The organism is Morganella sp. Je.2.23 (assembly GCF_051129855.1).
Lineage (GTDB): Bacteria > Pseudomonadota > Gammaproteobacteria > Enterobacterales > Enterobacteriaceae > Morganella > Morganella sibonii.
Map to the genome: position 1 here is coordinate 1,548,204 of NZ_JBCPSQ010000001.1, position 23,450 is coordinate 1,571,653.

General features: G+C 53.2%; 19 protein-coding genes. 4 read left to right on the forward strand and 15 right to left on the reverse strand.

Annotated features, from left to right (window positions below; all coding sequences use genetic code 11):
- Nucleotides 1–736: 736 nt before the first annotated feature.
- Nucleotides 737–1,306 carry an acetate uptake transporter gene (satP, locus tag AAZR23_RS07480; protein ID WP_046893294.1) on the forward strand — a complete coding sequence of 190 codons (570 nt, stop codon included), beginning with the start codon at nt 737–739 and terminating at the stop codon, nt 1,304–1,306.
- A gap of 227 nt (nt 1,307–1,533) precedes the next feature.
- On the opposite strand, the gene AAZR23_RS07485 is transcribed toward satP, so the two are convergent.
- Nucleotides 1,534–2,073: a YfaZ family outer membrane protein gene (locus tag AAZR23_RS07485; RefSeq protein ID WP_046893342.1), complete on the reverse strand. Its 540-nt coding sequence runs from the start codon at nt 2,071–2,073 to the stop codon at nt 1,534–1,536.
- Nucleotides 2,074–2,370: 297 nt separating this feature from the next.
- Between AAZR23_RS07485 and AAZR23_RS07490 the strand changes: the two genes are divergently transcribed.
- A complete protein-coding gene (locus AAZR23_RS07490; RefSeq protein ID WP_046893295.1) occupies nt 2,371–3,813 on the forward strand; it encodes a catalase in 1,443 nt (480 codons plus the stop codon).
- 61 nt (nt 3,814–3,874) lie between these two features.
- On the opposite strand, the gene menE is transcribed toward AAZR23_RS07490, so the two are convergent.
- From menE to AAZR23_RS07520, 6 genes are all read right to left on the reverse strand, one after another.
- Nucleotides 3,875–5,266 (reverse strand): o-succinylbenzoate--CoA ligase, encoded by a 1,392-nt coding sequence (gene menE / locus AAZR23_RS07495; RefSeq protein ID WP_434691587.1) that lies wholly within the window; start codon nt 5,264–5,266, stop codon nt 3,875–3,877.
- Nucleotides 5,266–6,237: an o-succinylbenzoate synthase gene (menC, locus tag AAZR23_RS07500; protein ID WP_434691589.1), complete on the reverse strand. Its 972-nt coding sequence runs from the start codon at nt 6,235–6,237 to the stop codon at nt 5,266–5,268. Before menC ends, menE begins: the two co-directional genes overlap by 1 nt.
- Complete coding sequence (menB, locus tag AAZR23_RS07505; RefSeq protein WP_434691591.1) at nt 6,237–7,094, reverse strand: 1,4-dihydroxy-2-naphthoyl-CoA synthase; 858 nt, start codon at nt 7,092–7,094, stop codon at nt 6,237–6,239. Before menB ends, menC begins: the two co-directional genes overlap by 1 nt.
- Nucleotides 7,095–7,107: 13 nt before the next feature.
- Nucleotides 7,108–7,881, reverse strand: coding sequence for a 2-succinyl-6-hydroxy-2,4-cyclohexadiene-1-carboxylate synthase (menH, locus tag AAZR23_RS07510; RefSeq protein ID WP_434691593.1), 774 nt, complete (start codon nt 7,879–7,881; stop codon nt 7,108–7,110).
- The gene (gene menD / locus AAZR23_RS07515) at nt 7,878–9,548 is read right to left on the reverse strand and encodes a 2-succinyl-5-enolpyruvyl-6-hydroxy-3-cyclohexene-1-carboxylic-acid synthase (RefSeq protein ID WP_218426253.1); all 1,671 of its coding nucleotides are present in this window, start codon (nt 9,546–9,548) and stop codon (nt 7,878–7,880) included. Before menD ends, menH begins: the two co-directional genes overlap by 4 nt.
- A gap of 126 nt (nt 9,549–9,674) precedes the next feature.
- On the reverse strand, nt 9,675–11,006 hold the full coding sequence (locus tag AAZR23_RS07520) for an isochorismate synthase (protein WP_434691594.1): 1,332 nt from the start codon (nt 11,004–11,006) through the stop codon (nt 9,675–9,677).
- A 184-nt stretch (nt 11,007–11,190) separates the two neighbouring features.
- Between AAZR23_RS07520 and AAZR23_RS07525 the strand changes: the two genes are divergently transcribed.
- Both AAZR23_RS07525 and AAZR23_RS07530 read left to right on the forward strand, forming a co-directional pair.
- Nucleotides 11,191–12,390 carry an alpha-xenorhabdolysin family binary toxin subunit A gene (locus tag AAZR23_RS07525; RefSeq protein WP_434691596.1) on the forward strand — a complete coding sequence of 400 codons (1,200 nt, stop codon included), beginning with the start codon at nt 11,191–11,193 and terminating at the stop codon, nt 12,388–12,390.
- Nucleotides 12,391–12,403: 13 nt separating this feature from the next.
- The gene (locus tag AAZR23_RS07530) at nt 12,404–13,390 is read left to right on the forward strand and encodes an alpha-xenorhabdolysin family binary toxin subunit B (protein WP_434691598.1); all 987 of its coding nucleotides are present in this window, start codon (nt 12,404–12,406) and stop codon (nt 13,388–13,390) included.
- Nucleotides 13,391–13,483: 93 nt separating this feature from the next.
- Here AAZR23_RS07530 and nuoN read toward each other — a convergent pair whose 3' ends face one another.
- From nuoN to nuoG, 8 genes are read right to left on the reverse strand one after another with little or no spacing between them, the layout of a single operon-like run.
- A complete protein-coding gene (gene nuoN / locus AAZR23_RS07535; protein WP_046893302.1) occupies nt 13,484–14,941 on the reverse strand; it encodes an NADH-quinone oxidoreductase subunit NuoN in 1,458 nt (485 codons plus the stop codon).
- Nucleotides 14,942–14,947: 6 nt separating this feature from the next.
- Complete coding sequence (gene nuoM, locus AAZR23_RS07540) at nt 14,948–16,468, reverse strand: NADH-quinone oxidoreductase subunit M (RefSeq protein WP_218426257.1); 1,521 nt, start codon at nt 16,466–16,468, stop codon at nt 14,948–14,950.
- 19 nt (nt 16,469–16,487) lie between these two features.
- A complete protein-coding gene (gene nuoL / locus AAZR23_RS07545; RefSeq protein ID WP_182106736.1) occupies nt 16,488–18,329 on the reverse strand; it encodes an NADH-quinone oxidoreductase subunit L in 1,842 nt (613 codons plus the stop codon).
- Entirely contained in the window at nt 18,326–18,628 is a 303-nt protein-coding gene (nuoK, locus tag AAZR23_RS07550; RefSeq protein ID WP_004235168.1) for an NADH-quinone oxidoreductase subunit NuoK, read from the reverse strand. Before nuoK ends, nuoL begins: the two co-directional genes overlap by 4 nt.
- Entirely contained in the window at nt 18,625–19,161 is a 537-nt protein-coding gene (gene nuoJ / locus AAZR23_RS07555) for an NADH-quinone oxidoreductase subunit J (protein WP_166708101.1), read from the reverse strand. The genes nuoK and nuoJ overlap by 4 nt, the downstream gene beginning before the upstream one ends.
- A gap of 13 nt (nt 19,162–19,174) precedes the next feature.
- Nucleotides 19,175–19,717, reverse strand: coding sequence for an NADH-quinone oxidoreductase subunit NuoI (gene nuoI, locus AAZR23_RS07560; protein WP_046893306.1), 543 nt, complete (start codon nt 19,715–19,717; stop codon nt 19,175–19,177).
- Nucleotides 19,718–19,731: 14 nt separating this feature from the next.
- Nucleotides 19,732–20,709: an NADH-quinone oxidoreductase subunit NuoH gene (nuoH, locus tag AAZR23_RS07565; RefSeq protein ID WP_107678884.1), complete on the reverse strand. Its 978-nt coding sequence runs from the start codon at nt 20,707–20,709 to the stop codon at nt 19,732–19,734.
- The gene (nuoG, locus tag AAZR23_RS07570) at nt 20,706–23,438 is read right to left on the reverse strand and encodes an NADH-quinone oxidoreductase subunit NuoG (RefSeq protein WP_317419365.1); all 2,733 of its coding nucleotides are present in this window, start codon (nt 23,436–23,438) and stop codon (nt 20,706–20,708) included. Before nuoG ends, nuoH begins: the two co-directional genes overlap by 4 nt.
- Nucleotides 23,439–23,450 lie beyond the last annotated feature (12 nt).

The following is a 23,450-nucleotide window of genomic DNA, read 5'->3' on the forward strand; positions in this document are numbered from 1 at the left end:
AAAAAACAAAAACGTTTAGTATCAATAAGTTATGATAAATTCGCATTATTACCCTTGCGAATTGTTAACTTTTTGTTTCTTATGGGTTAATACTATATCATGCGACTTGTGCTTTTTCGCTATTAAAATACATAAATTTATAAATTTTTACCTGCATAAATAACACCCTTTTTTACCCGGTAATAAAATATATTAAATCACTTCACCATACTCATTTATGGATTATTATAATCACATAAAATATCAATACCGATTAAACAGACAGTGATTCACATTATTCCTTTACTCTTTATGTGGAAATAAGGGTATTTACACAATATAAGGATATAAGTATTAACCGATATACTATACTCTTTTAATAGGTAATTTCTTCATTATGGTTAACTATATTTTTATTAATATCAGCAACAGACAAATAACGCCATAAAATTATTCGTCATTCTTCTATTCCATTTATATAAGATTATAAAACATATCATCGTAATTTTGCCTAATCATAATAAGAATACGCATATTACCGGTAAAAAGATTCTTTATCCTGACCGCAGATCTTCCCTCAACTGCCATAATTTTAAACAAATCTGTCGTAAACAAGACATCTTGTTTTACAATATATTAATATTTAACATTTACCCTGCAAAAATCAGTTTTTTATAGTTGTATTTCTGTACATTTCCCCTTATCATCCGCGCCTTTGAATAGTGTGTCTCTCTTTTATTTATCTGATTGAGGTTCTATGAGCTCTGACCGTATTGCGAATCCAGGCCCGCTGGGCTTACTGGGATTTGGTATGACGACTATCCTGCTGAATGTCCACAACGCCGGATTCTTCCCGATGGCTTCTGTTATTCTGAGCATGGGGATTTTCTACGGTGGTATTGCGCAGGTCATCGCCGGTATTTTCGAATATAAGAAAGGAAATACTTTTGGTGCGACAGCCTTTACTTCGTACGGCTTTTTCTGGATAAGTCTGGTCGGCATACTGTTAATGCCGTCAATGGGATTCGGCGAGGCAACCAGCCATGAGTTCCTGGCTGTTTATCTGGCACTGTGGGGTATTTTCTCATTCTTTATGTTTCTTGCCACTCTGAAAGCAAACCTCGCGCTGCGTGCGGTTTTCTTCCTGCTGGTGATTTTATTTGCCCTGCTCGTTATCGGTAATGCTACCGGTAATGCCGCATTACTGAAAATTGCCGGTTATGAAGGTATTTTATGTGGTGCAACCGCATTTTATCTGGCAATGGCTGAAGTACTGAATGAGCAGTATGGCCGGACGATTTTACCTGTCGGCGGGCGTCACGCCTGATAACAGTTTTTTATATAAAAAAACCCGTTCACTGAACGGGTTGAGATTGCTGACAAAGCAGGATAAAACGCGGTTTTTCCTGCTTTGTGTTATCAGCCGAAAATCAATAAATTGATTTTCCTGGTTTATTTTTACAACCTCTGTCGGTCGTCGCCAACCCCTGCGGGTTTGTCAACGGCCTGAAACCCGTTCACAGAACGGGTTTTTTGTTGTCTGCAACAAGGGGATCAGAAACTCAGACCCGCGCCCAGATAAGCGCCGTCTGCAATGCGGTTTTCATGGCCGCTGTTAGATTCAACTTCAATCTTACGATAGCCCGCTTTAACATTCAGTGGTGCAAATACTGTCCAGTTTGCGCCCACATCGGCTTCTTTATAAGAATCATTACCGGATGTCAGACCTGACGGTGCGCCGTAAAATTCACCGTAAACGCGGACTGACGGCAGAATGCTCCATGCCACACCAACACCCGGTGCGACAGCCATTCCTTTTTTACCCACTTCCGGGTCGAGATAAATCGCTTTACCGCCGACACTGGCGGAAACCGGCCCCAGCGGGAATGCAAATTTAGCACGTGCGCCGCCTAACTGCCCCTGGTGATCACTGCGTGCCCAGTTACCGTCAAATGACAGTCCGGAGTACGGGTCGCCGACACCGATATTAATATCAGTATATTTTTTACCGGCCTGAACATCCATTGAGATTGCATTTGCCGCGCCCGCCGCGAGCATCAGTGTTGCAGCCACAGCTGCTTTATATTTTTTCATTTTTTGCCACCACTTAAAATAAGACAGGGTTTTCGGCATTTTCCCCGAAACTGTCACCATTTGAAAGTTAATATTCTGATTTTTATGTAAAGTTATCTATATACACAATCAATAGGTCACACCAATTCATCAAATCGACGCATTCTTTTTATGACAGTGCTATATTTTATACCAAGTCATACATTCAGATAAAAACAACAATGCACAATACAGCTTATGACTTAACATGCTGATTTTGCACATCGCGCCAAATTCTGCAGATCAGCGTTTTTTTCCTTTACCGACTGGAGATATGTGATGAAGAAGAAAGGATTAACAACGGCCGCGGGCGCACCCGTCGTTGATAACAATAATGTCATGACTGCCGGAAAACGCGGTCCGATGCTGCTACAGGATGTCTGGTTCCTGGAAAAACTGGCACATTTTGACCGTGAAGTAATCCCTGAGCGCCGTATGCACGCCAAAGGCTCCGGTGCATTCGGTACATTTACAGTTACCCATGATATTACCCGTTATACCCGTGCAAAAATTTTCTCTCAGGTCGGCAAAAAAACCGACATGTTTGCCCGTTTCTCCACCGTTGCCGGTGAGCGCGGTGCGGCAGATGCGGAGCGGGATATCCGCGGTTTTGCCCTGAAATTTTATACCGAGGAAGGTAACTGGGATATGGTGGGTAACAACACCCCGGTGTTCTACCTGCGCGACCCGCTGAAATTCCCGGATCTGAACCACGTTGTAAAACGTGACCCGCGCACTAACCTGCGCAATATGGCATATAAGTGGGATTTCTTTTCTCACCTGCCTGAATCCCTCCACCAGCTGACGATTGATGTCAGTGACCGTGGTCTGCCGCAGAGCTACCGCAATATGCACGGTTTCGGCAGCCATACTTACAGCTTTATCAGCGGCAACAATGAGCGTTTCTGGGTAAAATTCCACTTCCGCTGCCAGCAGGGTATTGCCAACCTGATGGATGATGAGGCAGAACAGTTAATCGGGAAAGATCGTGAAAGTTCACAGCGTGACCTGTTCAATGCGATTGAAAAAGGGGATTATCCGCGCTGGAACCTGCAAATTCAGGTGATGCCGGAAGCTGAAGCAGCAAAAGTTCCGTACAACCCGTTTGATCTGACCAAAGTGTGGCCGCATGCGGATTATCCGCTGATGGATGTCGGTTATTTCGAGCTGAACCGTAACCCGGAAAACTATTTCTCCGATGTGGAACAGGCGGCATTCAGCCCGGCCAACGTCGTTCCCGGTATTGGATTCTCTCCGGACAAAATGTTGCAGGGGCGTCTGTTCTCCTACGGCGATGCTCACCGCTACCGTTTAGGCGTTAACCACCATCAGATCCCGGTGAATAAACCACGCTGTCCGTTCCATAATTATCACCGTGACGGTGCAATGCGTATCGACGGCAACAGCGGTAATACTGAAACTTACGAGCCGAACAGCGCCGGTCTTTTTCAGGAACAGCCTGATTTCAGCGAGCCGCCGCTGTCTGTCGACGGTGCCGCCGACCACTGGAATCACCGTGAAGACACGGATTACTTCAGCCAGCCGCGCGCACTGTATGAACTGCTCAGTGATGCCGAGCATCAGCGCATGTTTGCCCGTATCGCCGGTGAGCTGGTTCAGGCCGCCGAAGAAACACAGGCCCGCCAGATAGCACTGTTTAAACAGGTGCATCCGGAATACGGTGCCGGTGTGGAAGCGGCCATCGCGAAACTGAAAAAATAATCGTGTGATAACATGACAAAACCGCTGCCGTCAGTGACCGCAGCGGTTTTTTTATATGAATTCAGCGGATATGAAAACGATCCTGCGCCATCTGAATCAGCGGTGCGCGGGTACGTTTTATGCCGCTGCCCGCATCCGTTTCCGGTAATGCATAACAGGCCGCCGGACGCATAAACGCAGGCAGTTCCGCCTGACACCACTCACTGAAATGCTGCCGTTGTTCCGCTGTCCAGTCATCATAATCACGGATGAGATACACCGGGACAGCACCGAACTCGTCACTGCTGACGGGCACCACCAGACATTCCGTGATCAGCGGATAATGCATCAGCTGTTTTTCTGTCACTTCCGGCTGTACGTTCTCGCCGCCGCAGCAGAAAAGATTATCCAGCCGTCCGTCGATCACCAGTTCCCCTTCCTCCATATGACCTTTGTCACCGGTCGGATACCAGCCGTCGTAAGAAAGCAGTGTATGCAGTGCACCGTTCAGCCAGACACCGGCGGCAAAACTGTCACCTTTGATCAGGATCTGCTGCTGTTCATCCGTGCGGATATCTTTGCCGGACAGCGGATTTCCGACACCCGGTTTGCCGTCCGCCCGTTTGGCACAGACTGTTGAGGCAAATTCTGTCATGCCGTAACCGCACCAGCAGCGGATACCCCTGGCTTCCGCAGCTTCCGTCAGCGCAACGGGGATAGCCGCTCCGCCGAGCAGAACATCACGCAGCGGCGGCAGGGTTTCAGGTGATTGCAGCAGACGCCAGAGTTGTGTCGGTACCAGGGACGCGTGAGTACATCCGCGCAGTGATTCTTCCAGTGTTTCACCGTCTGCCCGTACCACCATTTCCCCGCCCTGTAACAGCCAGCGCCAGAGAATCCCCTGTCCGGAGACATGATACAGCGGCAGCGATAACAGCCAGCTGTCACCCGCCTGATAATTCAGCAGTGATACCACGCCCTGCGCCGCCGCGAAATGCGCCACCGGACGATGGGCGATCGCTTTCGGCAATCCGGTGGAGCCGGATGTCAGTATCAGTGTTGCCAGCCGTTTCGGATGCGGGATCACTTCCGGTGCCTGCGCACCGTTCAGGCACGGATCAAGGGTTTTCAGCGGTAGTACCACTGTGCCGTCACTCAGGTCACACAAAAAATCCGCATCCAGTGACGTGACCAATTCTGCCTGCAACTCACGCGGCAGCGCAGGATTGAGTGTCAGAGTCACCGCCCCGCAGCGCAGCAATGCCAGAAAGTCGATGACCAGTTCTGTGCTGTTTTTGCCGCGCAGCACCACGCAGTTACTTTCCCGCAATCCCTGCTGATAAAAACCGGCGGCACGGGCATCGATCCGGTTCGTCAGTTCTGTCCATGTCAGCGATGAGTCCGCACAGCGCAGCGCCGTTTTATCCGGCGTCTGCTGCGCATGTGCAACCCACGGCCATTGTGCAGCCGTCATTACCATTGTCCTGTCTGAGTGAGTTGATCTGCGGTTATCAGTGCCAGTGTGCTGCCCGGCCACGGCCGGATCAGTTGTGATTGCATCAGGGAGAGCGTGTCCAGCCCCGGCAGGGTATCCGGGGTCAGGTGCCCCGCAAGACGGGCCAGTTGTGTCAGGCCAAAGCTGCTCTCCAGCGAAGAGCTGATCACTGCCTGCAATCCTTCCCGGTGTGCCGCCGTAACCAGTTCACGACAGCGGGCGATACTGCCTGTCAGTGTGGGTTTGATAACAATCGCGGCCACGCCGGGCTCTGCTTTTACCGTAAATCCCGGCTCACGGACAGATTCATCCCAGGCGATCGCAATCCCGGTATCCTGTGCATAACGAAGTGATTCTTCCGGTGTTTTGCACGGCTCTTCCAGGAAATCGATCCGGGCACGGTGTTCCGGTGCCACATATTTTGCAAAACCGTCCGCTTTGGCGCGGGTCCAGCTGCGGTTGGCGTCCAGACGCAGACGCAGATCCGGCACCGCCTCCAGCAGCAGGTTCACCACCATCCCGTCCCGGACCGCCTCATACAGCCCGACTTTCACTTTGGCAATTTTCTCACCGTCCATGGCATCGAGAGCAAGGATCAAATCATCCGGGTCACCGGTACAGAGTGGTGCTTTACGGGTGTTGAGAAGCTGCGGCAGTGTGCCGTCCAGCTCGGCGAGCGCACAACTCAGGCCGAACGCTGCTGACGGCAGCGGGCTTTCCGCCGGTATGCCGCCCTGACACCAGGCAGCAATCCACTGCTCTGCCGCCTGCTGTGCCTCTGCAAGCGTTTCATGGCTGAATTCCGGCAGCGGGGAGATTTCCCCCCATCCTTCACGACCATCCTCCCGCAGACAGACCAGCAGTCCGTCGCGGGTTTTCAGGCGCTGATTACGCAGAATAACGCCTGCCTCCATCGGCAGGCTGAAGCTGTACAGTGTGGCGTGGCGCATTACGGGTTACGTTTGAATTTAGAGAAATCCGGTGAGCGTTTTTCGTTGAATGCGTTACGCCCTTCCTGACCTTCTTCGGTCATGTAGAACAGCATGGTGGCATTACCCGCCAGCTCCTGTAAACCGGACTGACCGTCACAATCCGCATTGAGTGCCGCTTTCAGGCAGCGCAGCGCCATCGGGCTGTTTTCCAGCATCTCACGACACCAGCGCACGGTTTCTTTTTCCAGATCGGCATAATGCACGACGGTATTGACCAGTCCCATATCCAGCGCTTCCTGTGCATTGTACTGACGGCACAGGAACCAGATTTCACGGGCTTTTTTCTGGCCGACAATCCGCGCCATATAAGAGGCACCCCAGCCGCCGTCAAACGAACCGACTTTCGGCCCGGTCTGACCGAATACCGCATTATCCGCCGCAATGGTCAGGTCACAGATCATGTGCAGCACATGACCGCCGCCGATAGCGTAGCCGGCAACCATGGCCACAACCGGCTTCGGACAGGTGCGGATATCGCGCTGTAAATCGAGGACATTCAGATGATGAGTGCCGCTGTCGTCACGGTAGCCGCCGTAGTCACCGCGGATCTTCTGGTCACCGCCCGCACAGAACGCTTTTTCGCCCTGACCGGTAAAAATAATGGTGCCGATGCCGTCATCATAACGAGCATTCGCCAGTGCGCTGATCATCTCTTTCACCGTTAACGGACGGAACGCGTTGCGCACCTGCGGACGGTTAATGGTGATTTTGGCGATACCGTCTTTTGATTTATGAAACAGAATATCCTGATAATCGCCGGTACAGTCGACCCATTCAACCGGGGCAGAGAGCTTTTCTTCGCTCGGATACATCATAGCGGTGAGTTCCTTAAACAGAATGTAATGATAAAAATGTCCGGACTGCCTCCGCAAACGCGGCGGGATTAGCCTGATGGGTGTTATGCCCGGCATATCGGATAGTCCGTAACGGAAAATGGTGTGCCTCTGCGATGGCGCGGAATTTGCTGTCCTGTTCACCGCAGAGATAGAGCAGCGGCAGATTCAGGGCGTGCAGTTTTTCCGCCAGTTGCGGCTGGTGCCCGAGGGAGGTGTCCGACAGCATATCCGCAACCGCAAAGGCGTTATGATGCAGATGCTGTTCCACCCGCTGCTGCCGCTGAACCTCATTGAGATCAGCAAAAACACCCTGACGATACCAGTCATACAGGAACGACGCCAGCGGGCGTTCACGTAACTGTTGTGCCTGCCGGTTATCGTGCAGCAGCCGGGCATTGCGCTCGTCCAGTGAGGCAAGTCCGGGATTCCCGGCTTCAATGATCAGTCCGCGCAATCCGTCCGGGTTGCCGTATGCGGCATGATACATCGCCAGACGCCCGCCGAGCGAGTAGCCAATCAGCCAGTAGTCCTGAATCTGATGTTCAGCAAGGGTAGCGGTGATCAGCTGAGTGACATGCGGAAAGGTTTTTGCGCGGATGGATTGCGAGCCGCCGTGGCCCGGTAAATCAATCAGTAATGAGGGATAATGTCCGGCCGCCTCTGCCGCCGGAAGCCACTCTTCTTTATTGCCCCACAGACCGTGCAGCCAGACCAGCCACGGGCCGGGACGGTCAGCGTTACAGCGCTGTGCCGCCAGAACCGTCATTGTGCGGCCTCACGTACCAGTTGCTGAAGGTATTTTGCCCCCTCATCGCCGTTTGTCACCACTTCAATAACCGTGGCAGAGTGCTGTGACCAGGCTTTGCTGACCGCCGCTTTCAGTGACGGCCAGTCCTGCGGGGCACTGTAGCTGAGGCCGAACATCTGTGCGGCACCGGCAAAACTGACCGACTGCGGCATACAGTAGAAGCGCTGACGCTCCTGTTCGGGTGTCGGCAGCATGGAGAAAATCTGTCCGCCGTTGTTATTGACGATCAGCAGCACAAACGGCCCGGAGGTATAACGCAGCAGCGCCAGGCTGTTGAGATCATACAGCGCGGAGATATCCCCGACGACAGCGAGTGCCGGTTTGGCACTGCCGCGCTGAACACCGGCAGCCGTGGAAATCAGCCCGTCGATACCGCTCGCGCCCCGGTTACTGTACACCGGATAGCCGCACGGCAGCTGAGCAAAGGCATCAATCAGACGGACAATCAGGCTGTTACCGGCAAATAATACCCCCTGCGGCGGCAGCAGTTCCGGCAGGCGGCAGGCAATCTGCGCCTCACCCCAGCCGTCACCCAGGGTTTCTGTCACCTGTGTGTTCAGTGTCTGTGTCCATTCCGTCAGCTGCGGTGCCCACGGTGTGCGCATCTGAGCCGGATGGTCATCCAGCCATTCACTGACACTGCATTCAAATTTGCGGCCCCGGTGATTTGCCGGGTCCAGCCGTCCCGGGATGGTATCCACAATCCAGTATTCCGGCGGGGTGCAGGCGGCTTGCCACTGCAACAGCCGTTTACCGGTCAGGCTTGATCCGAACTGGATAACCACATCCGCCTGTGCCAGAACTTCACGGTAGCGCGGGGATGCCAGCCAGAGATCCGCATGCGGCAACAACTGTCCTGTCTGGGAAAGCACATCACTGATCAGCGGCCAGCCGAGGCATTCCGCCCACTGACGTAACTGTTTTCCTTCCGCGGCCTGCATGCGCCCGGCGATAATCACCCCTTTTTTCTGCCGCCAGAAAAACCAGTCATCCACACTGATCACTGAGGTACAGCGGGTCTGCTGTAACCAGGGCTTATCACTCTGCCACCAGTTACCGAGCTGTGCCTGCCAGTCTTTGCCGGTTTGTCCGTCATCGTCATACAGCGGTTCGGCAAACGGACAATTGATATGCGCCGCACCGTGATGCAGACGGTTCATAATGTCATCGAGAGAGGAAACCAGCCAGGATGCCGGGATATCAAATACCGGACGCGGCAGTGCCAGCGAAGCAAACGGATGGGATGAAAAAATACCGGGCTGGCGGATAGCCTGGTTAGCGCCGCAGTCTATCAGTTCCGGCGGACGATCCGCCGTCAGGAAAACAAGACGCTCACCGGTCAGTCCGGCTTCAATCAGTGCCGGATACAGGTTTGCCACAGCCGTGCCGGAGGTGACAATCACCGCCACCGGCAGCCGGGTGCTTTTCGCCAGCCCCAGCGCCAGATGCGCAAGTCCGCGCTCATCAAAATGGGTGTGGCAGACAAATTTGTCATTGGCGGCGGCGGCCAGTGTCAGGGGTGTTGACCGGGAACCCGGTGCGATACAGATATGACGCAGCCCGTGACGGCTGAGCGCCTCCAAAATCACCTCCGCCCAGCGACGGTTCAATGCACTGTTTGACATAGCTCACCTTTCCTGACCTGTAGTTTTCCGTAGTCTACGGACTGACTCAGGAAATACTTTAATGTAGTTCAATAAACCGGTGGATTATTTCATGATTTCTGCCCCGGCAAGCAGAAAATGGCACGATCAGTGTGTCTCGCTCTCCAGCAATGTTCTCAGACCTGCTGCTTTATTTTCAATTTCGCTCCACTCCGCCTGCGGATCAGAACCGGCAACAATGCCCGCGCCGGCATATAAATCCACCCGGCTGCCGCTGATTTTCGCACAGCGCAGAGAAACCGCAAATTCACTGCGGGACGGGCTGCAATAACCACCGCTGCCTGCATACCAGTCGCGGTCAAACGGTTCGTTATCCCGTAAAAATGTCATCGCGGCACTGCGTGGCAGACCGGCAACGGCGGCAGTCGGCTGAAGCCGCTGTAAACAATCGCTGTCACGGGGGGCATATAACGTGGCAGAAATAACACGGTAAAGATGCTGAACTTTGCGCAGACGGATAACCGCCGCAGCACTCACATCCAGTGTGCTGACCGCGCCTTTCAGGCGCTGACAAATATCATCAACCACCACACTGTTTTCATGCACATTCTTTTTATCAGAAAGAAGCCACTGTGCGGCTTCTGCCGCACGTTCATCTTCCGGGTAATTGGCCACGGTTCCCGCCAGTGCCTCAGTATATAACTGCTCACCTGCCCTGAAATAGAGCCGTTCCGGCGGTGAGGCCACAAACGCACTGTCCGGGCCGGTGACCAGCATATAGTGATAACAGTGGTGATTACAGTCACAGCTGGCCTGCATAAAGGCCGCCGGTGAGACTGGCGCAGACAGTGCCAGCGAGGTTTTGCGGGCGGTGACCACTTTTTCCATCTGTCCGCCGCTGATGGCCGTCACCGCATCCGTGACCAGTTGTGTCCATCCGGCTTCATCCGGAGAGTGGCGGGCACTGATAACCGTGCTGTTCAGCACAGGAGGGGTTACCTGCCAGACCAGCGAGCGCAGAAATGTCAGTGTTTCTTCCGGCGGGCAGCTGCCGTCAATATTCACCAGAAATTGTGTCCCGCTGCCGGTTCGACGCAACTCTGCACGGGGAACAAACAGATAACTGCCGCCGGTGCCCCGCGCCGGGGCCGGTGTATCAAACTGCCAGCTGTTCAGCCCCCAGATCCTGATTTGGCTGTCTGCCGGTAAGGTATCCAGCAGTGCCTGGGCATCGCTGATATGGGTAAAACGGCACACTTCCCCGCACACTGCCGCGGTTTCCGTTCCGTCGCGGTGCTGCCAGTAAAACTGCGGCCGGCAGGTTTGTGCACTCAGCCAGCCGGTCAGGGCTGACTGCGGTAATGCATCCGCCAGTGACGGCGGTAATGTCACCGCATACTGATAAATACCATCGGGTTTATTTTTGTTATGCGTTATTTCAGTACAGACCTGAGAAATAAAATCAGAAAAAAGAGTCACTGCTTGCTCCGGATATGCAAAATGCGCGGGTCATCGTGATTATACGGTGAGATAAAAATTATTAAAACCACCCTTCTTTTTTATCCTTGTCACTACTGTGCATTTTAAGCAATTAATGCTGAAACCGATACTTTTTCGGCCCCATTAACCACCGGGTTATGTATCTCATGACAGGGAGATATTTATGCATACACAAACCATGCCGGCTGACCGGATTATTACAACTGATGAAATAGGTACTGCCACATTAAAATTACTTCTGAATGAAGATGAAGATACTTTCCGGCCCGCGGGTATCTTTACACATAATGATTTGGTTCATATCAAGCGTTATATTAATTACGGAATGACACTACCCAAAGAAACGGAAGATGTTATTGAGTTTATCGGCTACCGCGATACTGAACTGCCGGGATTTGAGCCGCATAATATTCAGCGTTTGTTTTCCCATATTCATCAGCATGCACTGAGCTGGGAACATGTTGAATCCATGACCAAGCAACAGGCGATTGATCTTGAAATTGCCGGTGCCGGTATCACGACAACCGGAAATTATATTCTGAATGCGATAAACGAAATGCCGATCATTAATCAGGCAAAAATCGTCATGCAGGACACGCCGCCGGAAAATCTGAAAAACATTATTTACAAAAGGCAGGATCAGGTTATTTCCGGTGAACTGACAAAAATATTAACCACCATGCGGGATGATATTGCTGAGGAAAGAAAAAAAACACAACGGGTAAAAAATATTATCGCACGATTCCGGCTGGAACTTATCGGGGGCCTTGATGATTCCGGCAATGAGATTCCGTCGCTGATTTATGAAGTAAAACGGAAGCAAAAAGTACTGTTAAAAAATCAGAACAGCGGTGCCACGTCTGAATTGCAGGCAGAAATCAGAGTCAGAAGAGATGAGATTGAGATCCTGAAGCGGGAATACAATCAGTTCGTTAAGCTCTCCTTCTCCGGCCTTGTCGGCGGGATCATCGGGCTTCTCATCACCGGGGGTATTTTCGGCTACCGTGCCGAACAGGTCAGACGGCGGAAAAATAAAATGATTGAGGAGGTGGCGGAGCTGGAAGAACAAATTATCACTCAGCAAAACATACAAAAACTGATTATTAAACTGGATAAAGAACTCAATACGCTGGACGGTTATTTTGCTGATGCGCATGTTGCGCTCGACCATCTGGATTTTATGTGGCAGGTCATGCTGACTGAAATCAGTGAATCGCTGAATACCTTTATGCAGATAAATGATGCATACAGCCTTTTACAGTTTTCATTGCAGCTGAAAAAAATCACCCTCCCCTGGCAGCGGGTCCGTGGTTATGCAAAAGAACTCATTGCTATTTTTGATACCGCAAATCTGGCCGCATGATAAGGAAATAAATATGACACATTCTGACATTAACCCTGAACATATTACCCTGGCACAGATGAGAGCCGGAAGTCATGATATCAGCAATAACGCGGAAACATTATCCCTGCCCGCAGCAGATTTGCATTTTCAGATCCGTGATATAAAAAAATGGCAAAACAGAATTCTGGGCATGATTTCCGCTGAATCTGCCGTTATCTATTCTCAGCTTCATAATTTTGACCTGGAAAATTTATTCAGCACACTTTCTCCTGATGCAGGTATAAATATTCAGGTACTTCCTCATGAGAAACAAATTTATGATTTCTTAACCTGCCAGATAAATATGATTTATCACTCAGTGAACCGTATCAATACCCTGTTTAATACTGAATTTGATTCCGCCGCTATTCCGCTGCTGCAGGACGGGTTATTCCATCATCAGTCCTGTCTGGACAAAGCAATCAGCAATGCACTGCCGGATATTGATAAATTCAGCAGCGATAAACTCTATTGGGAAGAGAAACTGGCCGTCATTATTCAGTCTGAAGAGATTATTCATCAGCGCGGATTACAATCTATCTTCGGTACAACCACACTGCCAACCGCCGAGCAGCTGAAAGATGTCGAACTATCCTCATCAGAGCGGTTTATTATGGATGAATTGCAGCGGGTTATTTCAGCAGTTATTAGCTCATTAACCGAAGGTCTGAGTTATGTTCAGCTGGTGGAAACCCGGACAACACTCAGCCAGCGGATCTATGACCTCAGTAAACTTATCCGTAATCTGAAAAAAGACCTGAAACAATCACAGGATCATATGCAGGAAATCAATAATGCGCTGGCATTGCTGCCAAAACTGAGAAAGTTTAACAACCTGATCAGTGCGGTGCTGTTATTCTGGCTGCAAAATGTCCGGCAGTATGAGCCTTATTTCAGTCAGAGTACCCCGCTGCCCGGCCTGGATACGGTTATTCTGGCGCACCGCCGCTATTTTTCGGCATTTATCGGTATGGCATAAAAAAACCGGGCTGACTGCAGCCCGGCTTTTCTGTCAGAACAGTGTTCAGAACAGTGTTCAGAACAGTGTTCAGAACCCTGCTCACAACGATGATCAGTAACTCAGTACCGCGTATCCGGTCAGTGTGATAAACGGCTGCGGCCAGACACCGAGCACAAACACGATAATCGCGGAGAGCAGTACCACAATACCGCCTGCACTCATCGCCCAGTTGGACGGCGCCATACGCGCCGGTGATTCCGAACCGCGGATATACAGACTGATCATCATACGCAGATAGTAGTACAGACCGATTGCACTGCCGAGTACCACCGCCGCCGTCAGCCACCACAGTTCTGCATTCACGGCGGTTGCCACCACATAGAACTTACCGATAAAACCGAATGTCATCGGTATCCCGGCCAGTGACAGCATCATCACTGTCATTACCGCTGCCAGCACCGGTTTACGCCAGAACAGACCACGATAAGCATGCAGGGAGTCCGCATCCGGTCCGGTGTACGGGCTGGACATCAGACTGACCACACCGAACGCACCGAGGCTGGCAAACAGATAACCGGCCAGATAGATTCCGGCAGTCTCTTCCGCCAGTTTCGGATCATTCACCGCGATAAAGGCTACCAGCAGATACCCGAGGTGAGCAATAGACGAATACCCCAGCATCCGTTTGATGCTGTTCTGGGTGATCGCCATCAGGTTGCCGAACAGGATAGAGGCAATCGCAATCACCGTCAGAACGGTCTGCAATGTTCCGGAATCCGCCATCGGTGCCAGTACCAGCAGGCGCAGCACCGCGGCAAAAATCCCGATCTTGCTGGCCGTCGCCAGGAAAGTGGAAACCGGTGCCGGTGCTCCCTGATACACATCCGGTGTCCATAACTGGAACGGAAACAGTGACAGTTTAAAGCCGATACCGACAATCATCATGCCCAGTCCGGTCAGTACCAGCGGCTGATGAATCTGACTGTCCGCCAGACTGCGGCCTAATCCTTCAAATGATAAGTCACCGGATTCCGCGTACAGCAGCGCCATCCCGAACAGCAGGAAAGACGAGGCCGCCGCTGACATCAGCATATATTTGATGGATGCTTCCAGTGAGCGTTTCTGACGGAAGGCATAACCGATCAGCCCGAACAGCGGCAGTGTCAGCAGTTCAATCCCGATAAAGAAGGACGCCAGGTGATCCGCCCCCGACAGCAGGATGCCGCCGAGCGTGGCAATCAGTACCAGCAGATAGAACTCTTCTTTGTTATCCGGATAGGTCTCCAGCCACGAATAGGCAAAGGTCGTGGTGGCCAGTGACGAAATCAGGATAAGCCCGGTGTAAAACATGCTGTAGCCGTCGATATGCACCAGCGGTGTCACATCCATCGGCTGCTGCTGTCCGACAAAGTACAGAGACAGCAGCGCAAGGTTCAGACCAATGACGGTCAGTGTGGCATTAATAAAGTGATCGCGTCGCCACGCAATGGACAGCATCACAACCACCACTGTCAACCCGATAATCAGCAGTGGTGAGAGTGCGATCAGTTGTTGAGGAGTTATTGTCATGGCGCGTTACAACCCTGTATTTGAAATTGAAGCAGTGTACCACTGCTGAATATTTGCCATCGCCGCTGACGAGGTATCCAGCACCGGCTGCGGGTAAACACCCAGAATCACCAGTAAGACCACCAGCAGCATCACGATGGAAAATTCACGCAGATTCATGCCCGCGATAGGCTCTTCAGACTTCGGTGCGCCGTAATACGCCTGCTGCATCATCCACAGCGCGTAGACGGAGGCAAACACCAGACCTGCCGAGGAAATCACAGTGATCAGGGTGTAGCTGCCGAAGCTGCCGAACAGGATCATGAACTCACCGACGAAGTTACCGGTGCCCGGCATCCCGAGCGTCGCCACCGCAAAGAACAGTGACAGCGCAGGCAGGAACTTAATCCGTTTCCACAGACCGCCCATCTGTCGCATATCACGGGTACCGAGGCGCTCATATAACTGACCGCACAGAATAAACAGACCTGCCGCAGACAGACCGTGTGCGATCATCTGCATCACCGCGCCCTGATACGCCAGCATACTTGCCGAGTAAATCGCAATCAGCACAAAACCCATATGCGAGACACTGGTGTAGGCGATAAGACGCTTGATATCCGTCTGTTTAAAGGCCATCCACGCGCCGTAGAAGATACCGGCGACACCCAGCCACATCGCGATTGGTGTGAAGTCCGCAGAGGCTTCCGGGAACAGCGGCAGACTGAAACGCAGCAGACCATAAGCAGCGGTTTTCAGCAGAATCCCCGCCAGGTCGACAGAACCGGCTGTCGGTGCCTGACTGTGGGCATCCGGCAGCCAGCCGTGCAGCGGCACCACCGGCATCTTGACCGCGAACGCGATAAAGAAGCCCAGCATCAGCATATACTGCACACCATAGCTCATCGGTGTATTCAGCAGATCTTCATACGCGAAGCTCCACTGACCGGTGGCGTTCTGGTGAACAATCGCCAGTGCCATAATGGCAATCAGCATCACCAGACCACTCGCCTGGGTGTAGATGAAGAACTTGGTTGCCGCCCCGATACGGGTTTTGCCGTCAGAGCCGCTGTGTCCCCAGAGTGCGATCAGGAAGTACATCGGCACCAGCATCATTTCCCAGAAGAAGAAGAACAGGAAAAGATCCATCGCCAGGAACACGCCCATCACACCGCCGAGTATCCACAGCAGGTTAAGATGGAAGAAGCCCTGATACGGCTGGTTTTCACCCCAGGAACAGAGGATAGCCAGCAGGCCGAGCAGTGCGGTCAGCACCACCATCAGCAGTGACAGGCCATCCAGAGCCAGATGAATATTAATGCCGAAACGCGGTATCCACTCCAGGAAATACTGCTCCTGCCAGTCCGGAAGACCTTTCGGGTTAACTAAGCTGTAATTCCCCTGCATCCACAGATACAGAGAAAGGAATAACGTAATCCCCATCGCCAGCAGCGCGATCCAGCGCGGCAGCTTTGTGCCGAAGCGCTCAGCCTGCCAGCACAGCAGGCCGCCGATGAAGGGAAGTAAAATCAGCCAGGGTAATAGCATGGCGCAATGTGTCCCTTATTTAAACCAAAAACAGCAGAGCGAGAACCAGCACTGCACCCAGCCCCATAGAGGCGATATACCAGCGGACCTGTCCGTTTTCACTCAGGCTCAGTCCTTTGTTACTCCAGCGGGCAAACAGCGCAGGCAGATTCATCAGGCTGTTCAGCGGATCACTTTGCAGTAACCAGCCCACCGCTTTAAACGGCTTAACAAAAATCGCATCATACAGGTCATCAAAGCCCCATGCGCGGAACCACCAGGCCGAGAAGAAGCGTCCCGGCGCGGAGTTCGCGATCGCTGTCACCAGCGTGCGGCGTCCCAGCCAGAGCATTGCAGCCAGCACAATCCCCGCCACAGCAACCACACCGGAGATAATTTCGGTGGTCAGTTTGCCGTCAGCAGAACCGGTCAGGGTTTCCGCCGGGAACACGCCGTGCAGCGGCTGCGGGATAAAGGCACCGGCTGCGGTGGACAGCACCATCAGCACCAGTAACGGGAAAGTATGGGTAAAGCCTTTCACCGCATGCGCCTGTGTATGCTCTTTGCCGTGGAACACGATGAAAATCATCCGGAAGGTATAGAGGGATGTCATAAAGGCACCGACCAGACCGGCGATAAACAGCGGATTCTGCCCCTGAACCACGGCACCCCACAGGATTTCATCTTTACTGTAGAAACCGGCGGTGATAAGCGGCAGTGCGGCCAGTGCGGCACCGCCGACCAGGAAGCAGAGATAGACAAACGGAATTTTTTTCCGCAGTCCGCCCATCTTAAAGATGTTCTGCTCGTGGTGACAGGCCAGGATCACTGAGCCGGAGGCCAGGAATAACAGGGCTTTGAAGAATGCATGGGTCATCAGGTGGAAAATCGCCGCATCCCACGCCTGCACACCGAGCGCCAGGAACATATAACCAATCTGGCTCATGGTGGAGTACGCGAGAACACGTTTGATATCCGTCTGCACCAGTGCGGCAAAACCGGCCATCACCAGGGTGACAGCACCGACCACGCCGACTAAATGCAGCACTTCCGGTGATAACAGGAACAGCTCGTGGGTACGGGCAATCAGATACACACCCGCGGTTACCATGGTCGCGGCGTGGATCAGTGCCGAAACCGGTGTCGGACCGGCCATGGCATCCGCAAGCCAGGTCTGGAGTGGTAACTGCGCGGATTTACCAACCGCACCGCCGAGGATCATCAGTGTCGCCCAGAAAATCAGGTCGGAGCCCGCTGCGATATGCTGCGGAGCCAGAACCGCCAGTTCACGGAAGCTCAGCGTGCCCAGTTTATCCCACAGAATAAACATACCGATCGCCAGGAACACATCACCGATACGGGTCACGATAAAGGCTTTCATCGCCGCCGCACCGTTGGCCGGATTGGTGTAATAGAAGCCGATCAGCAGATAACTGCACAGCCCCACCCCTTCCCAGCCGAGATACATCAGCAGCATGTTATCGGCCAGTACCAGAATCACCATACTGGCGATAAACAGGTTGGTATAAGCGAAGAAGCGGGAATACCCCTCCTCACCGCGCATATACCAGGAGGCATACATGTGGATCAGGAAGCCAACCCCGGTGACCACACCCAGCATGGTCAGCGACAGGCCGTCCAGTACCAGGGTGACCGGGATGGAGAAGGAAGCGGTATCCATCCATGTCCACAGTGTCTGCTGATACACCCCGCCGCCGTTAGCGAAGAAATCCATCCCCGCCCACAGCGCCGTGAGTGCCGCCAGTCCCACCGACCCGGTGCCGATGGTGGCTGACACATTTTCTGACCAGCGGCCGCGTGAAAAGGCTAATAACAGAAAGCCAATCAGCGGCAGCAAAATGGTTAAAAAGAGTAAGTTCATCCGCGCATCTCACTGACTTTATCAATATCCAGATCCTGACGCTGACGATGCAATTGCAGCAACAGTGCCAGCCCGATACTCGCTTCAGCCGCCGCCAGACTGATGGCCAGGATATACATTACCTGTCCGTCCGGCTGGTTCCAGTAACTGCCGCCGACGACAAACGCCAGAGCCGCCGCGTTGATCATCACTTCCAGGCCAATCAGCATAAACAGCAGATTGCGGCGGATCACCAGACAGGTGAAACCGAGGATGAAGAGCACAGCCGCGAGAATTAATCCGTGGTGCAGAGGGATCATGCTTTTTCCTCCGAGTTGCGCTGACTGACAAGATCGCCGCCCGCTTTTTCGTCACGCCCGATGTGGTATGCCACCACCAGACCTGCCAGCAGCAGGAAGGAGGCCAGCTCGACCACCAGAACATACGGGCCGAACAGACTGATACCCACCTGTTTTGCAGTGACAACGTCACCGGCGATACCGTTATCACTCAGTGAGCGGATACCGTAGATCATCACGCCGAGCAGAACCGCCGAGAGCAGGCCCGGCCCCATCCAGACGGACGGGGACAACCATTTGCGTTCCTGGTCAGCAACCGCCCGCCCGAGGTTGAGCATCATCACCACAAACACGAACAGCACCATGATGGCACCCGCGTAGACGATAATCTCCAGAGCACCGGCGAAATACGCACCGAGGGCAAAGAAGACCGCAGAGAGTGCCAGCAGCGAGGTGATCAGATACAGCAGCGCATGCACCGGGTTGGTCTGTGTGATCACACACAGCGTGGCCAGAATGGCGATCAGTCCGGCAACATAAAAGGTAATTTCCATCGTTATTCTCCCCTTATGGCAGCAGACTTTTCACATCAATCGGCTTGGCTTCGTTGTCGGCTTCGCCTTTGGCTTTGCCCGCAACCGCCATCCCGGTTTTGTGATAGAAGTTATAGTCAGGATATTTACCCGGACCGGAGATTAATAAATCTTCTTTTTCATACACCAGATCCTGGCGCTTAAACTCACCCAGTTCGAAATCCGGCGTTAACTGGATTGCGGTGGTCGGGCAGGCTTCTTCGCATAATCCGCAGAAAATGCAGCGTGAGAAGTTGATGCGGAAAAATTCCGGATACCAGCGGCCGTCTTCCTGTTCTGCCTTTTGCAGAGAGATACAGCCGACCGGACAGACCGCGGCGCACAGGTTACAGGCAACACAGCGCTCCTCACCGTCCGGGTCGCGCGTCAGCACAATCCGGCCGCGGTAGCGCGGCGGCAGGTAAACCGGCTCTTCCGGGTACATCTGGGTTTCGCGTTTATGGAAGGCATGAAGCCCTATCATCCAAATACTGCGTACCTGGGTGGCGAAACCAACCACTAACTCTTTCAATGTCATGGTTCAATCACCCCTTATTGAGCTATCAGGATCACGGCTGCTGTCACCAGCAGGTTTATCAGTGTCAGCGGCAGACACACTTTCCAGCCGAATGACATCACCTGGTCATAACGCGGACGCGGCAGCGACGCACGGATCAGGATAAACATCATCATAAAGAAAGCGGTTTTTAACGCGAACCAGACAAACGGCGGCAGGAAAGGTCCGTGCCAGCCCCCGAAGAACAGCGTCACAATCAGGGCGGAAACTGTCACAATACCGATATATTCCCCGACGAAGAACAGACCGAACTTCATCCCCGAATATTCAATGTGATAACCGTCCGCCAGTTCCTGTTCGGCTTCCGGCTGGTCAAACGGGTGACGGTGACATACGGCCACGCCCGCAATCGCAAAAGTGATAAAGCCTAAAATCTGCGGAATGACGTTCCATACCGTGCTCTGGGAGTTGACGATATCCAGCAGGTTAAACGACCCCGCCTGCGCCACCACACCGAGAACCGACAGACCAAGGAACACTTCATAACTGACCGTCTGAGCCGACGCACGCATCGCCCCGAGCAGCGAGTATTTGTTGTTACTCGACCAGCCCGCGAACAGCACGGCATACACGGCCAGGCCCGCCAGCATCAGGAAGAACAGAATCCCGATATTGAGATCCGCCACCACCCAGTCAGGGCTGACCGGCACAATCGCAAAGGCCAGCAACAGCGAGGTAAATGCCACCATCGGTGCCAGAGTGAAGATAAAGCGGTCAGCGAATTTCGGTGTCCAGTCCTCTTTAAAGAACATTTTGATCATGTCCGCGACCAGCTGGAGCGACCCGCCCCAGCCCACACGGTTCGGCCCGTAACGGTTCTGGAACAGCCCCAGCAGGCGGCGTTCCCCGAAGCTCATAAAGGCACCGCAGGTCACGACCACCAGCAGGATCACAATGGCTTTGAGAATATTAATCAGCACATCGATTAATTCAGGTGTAAACCAGCTGCTCATTGTGCCACCTCCTGCAGATTAACCGACGCACCCGCCAGTACCGGTGAAATACCCGGCATCCCCAGCGGCAGACCGATTTGTCCGGCGGCCAGCTGTGTGCTGATACGTACCGGCAGTGTCAGCGCGCTGTCAGTCAGTTGTACCGACAGAATCTGACCTTCCGCCACATTCAGCTGCTGTGCATCCTGAGCATTCAGCATCACATAGCTTTCCGTCATACGCTCCTGAATCACCGGTGAGCGCTGTGATAACTCTTCACTGCCGAACAGGTGATAATACGGCGCAACCGTCCAGACATTCTGCTGCGGCGCAAATGCCGCCGGGATGGTGCTGAAGTAATCCATACCGCCGTCTTTTTCGCTGAACAGACGCACACCCGGATCACCGAAACGCAGATGACCGCCCACTTCCGCCTGGAATTTGTTCCATGCCTGCGGTGAGTTCCAGCCCGGCGCCCAGGCAAACGGAATTTGCTGACGCGGTGCTGTCGGGCTGTTGTTCCCTTCCATCGAGAAGGCAAACGCCGTGTCTTTATCCTGCGGCTGGCGCTGCTCATGAACACTGACATTGGCCAGCATCGCAGTACGCCCGCTGTAACGGTGCGGCTCACGGGCCAGTTTCTGTCCGCGGATACGGAATGAGGCATCCGGTGCTGCATCTTTGATACCGGCCAGGTGCGGCATTTGTTCAATGCAGGCATCAATCACATGATCCAGCTGTGACCAGTCACGGGTATTTTCATTCAGGTCGTTGTACAGCGCGGTCAGCCAGCGCCAGCTTTCATGCATAATGATGGATTTGTCATAGAAAGATGGCTCATAGACCTGGAAGAAGCGCTGCGCACGGCCTTCGTGGTTGATGAGCGTACCGTCACTTTCCGCAAAACTGCTGGCGGAGAGGATCAGTGAGGCTTTATCCATGATGTCAGTGCGCTGATGATCCAGCACAATCACATTCGCGGCGGCCGCCAGCGCGCGGTCAACGGCGGCTTTATCCGCATGGCGGTAAAGGTCGTTTTCCATCACCACCACGGTATCCGCGCTGCCGTCTGCCAGCAGAGCCAGTGCTTTATCCAGCGGCTGTGCTTCCGTCATCGCGGCACCAAAGCTGTTGGCTTCCGCACCGACAAAGGTCAGTCCGGCGTCAATGCCTTTATCTTTCAGTGCCCAGGCTACGTTTGCCGCTGCCTGAATCAATGCATCACTGCCGGGATTGCTGCCGCTGATAATCAGCGGTTTTTTCGCACCACTCAGTGCCTGTGCAATCATTTCCGCCTGTGCTTTCACATCAGCCGGTAAATCCGTCACTGCCGGTGCCGTATTATCAATGATATTGGCGACCGCAAAACCCAGACGCGCCTGATCATCCACAGGTGCGTTGTAGTGCAGCGCGGCCACATCCGCCAGACGGGTGGTATCTGCCGCCGTGACAAACAGCGGGTATTTCGCACGCTGGCCGATATTCTGGATAGCGGCAATCTGCCAGTCCGCCACTTTCTGTGCGGCGGCCATTTCGCGGGCTTTGCCCTTCACGGCCTGACGGACAGAGAGTGCCACGCGGGCAGCGGTCTGGGTCAGATCTTCACCCAGCACCAGCACGGCATCATAGTTTTCCATCTCACGCAGTGACGGGGTATAGATACCGCCCTGCTGTAAGATTTCCAGCATCATTTCCAGACGGTGCTGTTCACCGGCGGACAGGCCGCTGAAGAAGTTTTCCGCCCCGACCAGTTCACGCAGTGCAAAGTTGCTTTCCACGCTGGCACGCGGCGAACCGATACCGATGGTGCGTTTCGCGTGATACAGCATGTCTGCCGCGGCACGTTCCGCCTGCTCCGCATTGATGGTGAGCCAGTCATCACCACGACGCTGCTGCGGCTGACGCGGACGGTCATCACGGTTGACATAACCGTAACCGAAGCGGCCTTTATCGCAGAGGAAGTAATGGTTGATAGTACCGTTATAACGGTTTTCGATACGGCGCAGTTCGCCGTAACGCTCGCCCGGGCTGATGTTACAGCCGACGCTGCACTGCTGGCAGACGCTCGGTGCAAACTGCATATCCCATTTGCGGTTATAACGTTCAGAGTGCGTTTTATCGGTAAAGACCCCGGTCGGGCAGATTTCCACCAGGTTACCGGAGAATTCGCTTTCCAGTGTGCCGCTTTCCGGACGCCCGAAGTACACGTTATCGTGTGCGCCGTAAACCCCGAAATCCGTACCGTCCGCATAATCTTTGTAGTAACGGACACAACGGTAACAGGCGATACAGCGGTTCATTTCATGTGCAACAAACGGCCCCAGCTCCTGATTCTGATGAGTACGTTTTGTGAAGCGGTATTTGCGCACTGAATGCCCGGTCATGACGGTCATATCCTGAAGATGGCAGTTACCGCCCTCTTCACAGACAGGACAATCGTGCGGGTGGTTGGTCATCAGCCACTCCACCACACTTTCCCGGAACTGTCTGGCTTCTTCATCATCAATCGAGATAAAGGTGCCGTCCTGTGCCGGTGTCATACATGACATTACCAGACGACCACGGGTGTCATCGGCATTCTGATATTGCTTTACCGCACACTGGCGGCAAGCGCCGACGCTTCCCAGCGCCGGATGCCAGCAAAAATAGGGAATATCAAGTCCGAGCGAAAGACAGGCATGCAGCAGGTTATCCGCCCCGTCGACTTCATATTCTTTGCCGTCTACATGTATTGTAGCCATAGTCAGCATGCTTCCAAAAGG

Bases quoted from the DNA above. Each gene is read 5' to 3' on its own strand.
- satP (WP_046893294.1), top strand. From the start codon at position 737: ATGAGCTCTGACCGTATTGCGAATCCAGGCCCGCTGGGCTTACTGGGA.
- AAZR23_RS07485 (WP_046893342.1), bottom strand. From the start codon at position 2,073: ATGAAAAAATATAAAGCAGCTGTGGCTGCAACACTGATGCTCGCGGCG.
- AAZR23_RS07490 (WP_046893295.1), top strand. From the start codon at position 2,371: ATGAAGAAGAAAGGATTAACAACGGCCGCGGGCGCACCCGTCGTTGAT.
- menE (WP_434691587.1), bottom strand. From the start codon at position 5,266: ATGACGGCTGCACAATGGCCGTGGGTTGCACATGCGCAGCAGACGCCG.
- menC (WP_434691589.1), bottom strand. From the start codon at position 6,237: ATGCGCCACGCCACACTGTACAGCTTCAGCCTGCCGATGGAGGCAGGC.
- menB (WP_434691591.1), bottom strand. From the start codon at position 7,094: ATGATGTATCCGAGCGAAGAAAAGCTCTCTGCCCCGGTTGAATGGGTC.
- menH (WP_434691593.1), bottom strand. From the start codon at position 7,881: ATGACGGTTCTGGCGGCACAGCGCTGTAACGCTGACCGTCCCGGCCCG.
- menD (WP_218426253.1), bottom strand. From the start codon at position 9,548: ATGTCAAACAGTGCATTGAACCGTCGCTGGGCGGAGGTGATTTTGGAG.
- AAZR23_RS07525 (WP_434691596.1), top strand. From the start codon at position 11,191: ATGCATACACAAACCATGCCGGCTGACCGGATTATTACAACTGATGAA.
- AAZR23_RS07530 (WP_434691598.1), top strand. From the start codon at position 12,404: ATGACACATTCTGACATTAACCCTGAACATATTACCCTGGCACAGATG.
- nuoN (WP_046893302.1), bottom strand. From the start codon at position 14,941: ATGACAATAACTCCTCAACAACTGATCGCACTCTCACCACTGCTGATT.
- nuoM (WP_218426257.1), bottom strand. From the start codon at position 16,468: ATGCTATTACCCTGGCTGATTTTACTTCCCTTCATCGGCGGCCTGCTG.
- nuoL (WP_182106736.1), bottom strand. From the start codon at position 18,329: ATGAACTTACTCTTTTTAACCATTTTGCTGCCGCTGATTGGCTTTCTG.
- nuoK (WP_004235168.1), bottom strand. From the start codon at position 18,628: ATGATCCCTCTGCACCACGGATTAATTCTCGCGGCTGTGCTCTTCATC.
- nuoJ (WP_166708101.1), bottom strand. From the start codon at position 19,161: ATGGAAATTACCTTTTATGTTGCCGGACTGATCGCCATTCTGGCCACG.
- nuoI (WP_046893306.1), bottom strand. From the start codon at position 19,717: ATGACATTGAAAGAGTTAGTGGTTGGTTTCGCCACCCAGGTACGCAGT.
- nuoH (WP_107678884.1), bottom strand. From the start codon at position 20,709: ATGAGCAGCTGGTTTACACCTGAATTAATCGATGTGCTGATTAATATT.
- nuoG (WP_317419365.1), bottom strand. From the start codon at position 23,438: ATGCTGACTATGGCTACAATACATGTAGACGGCAAAGAATATGAAGTC.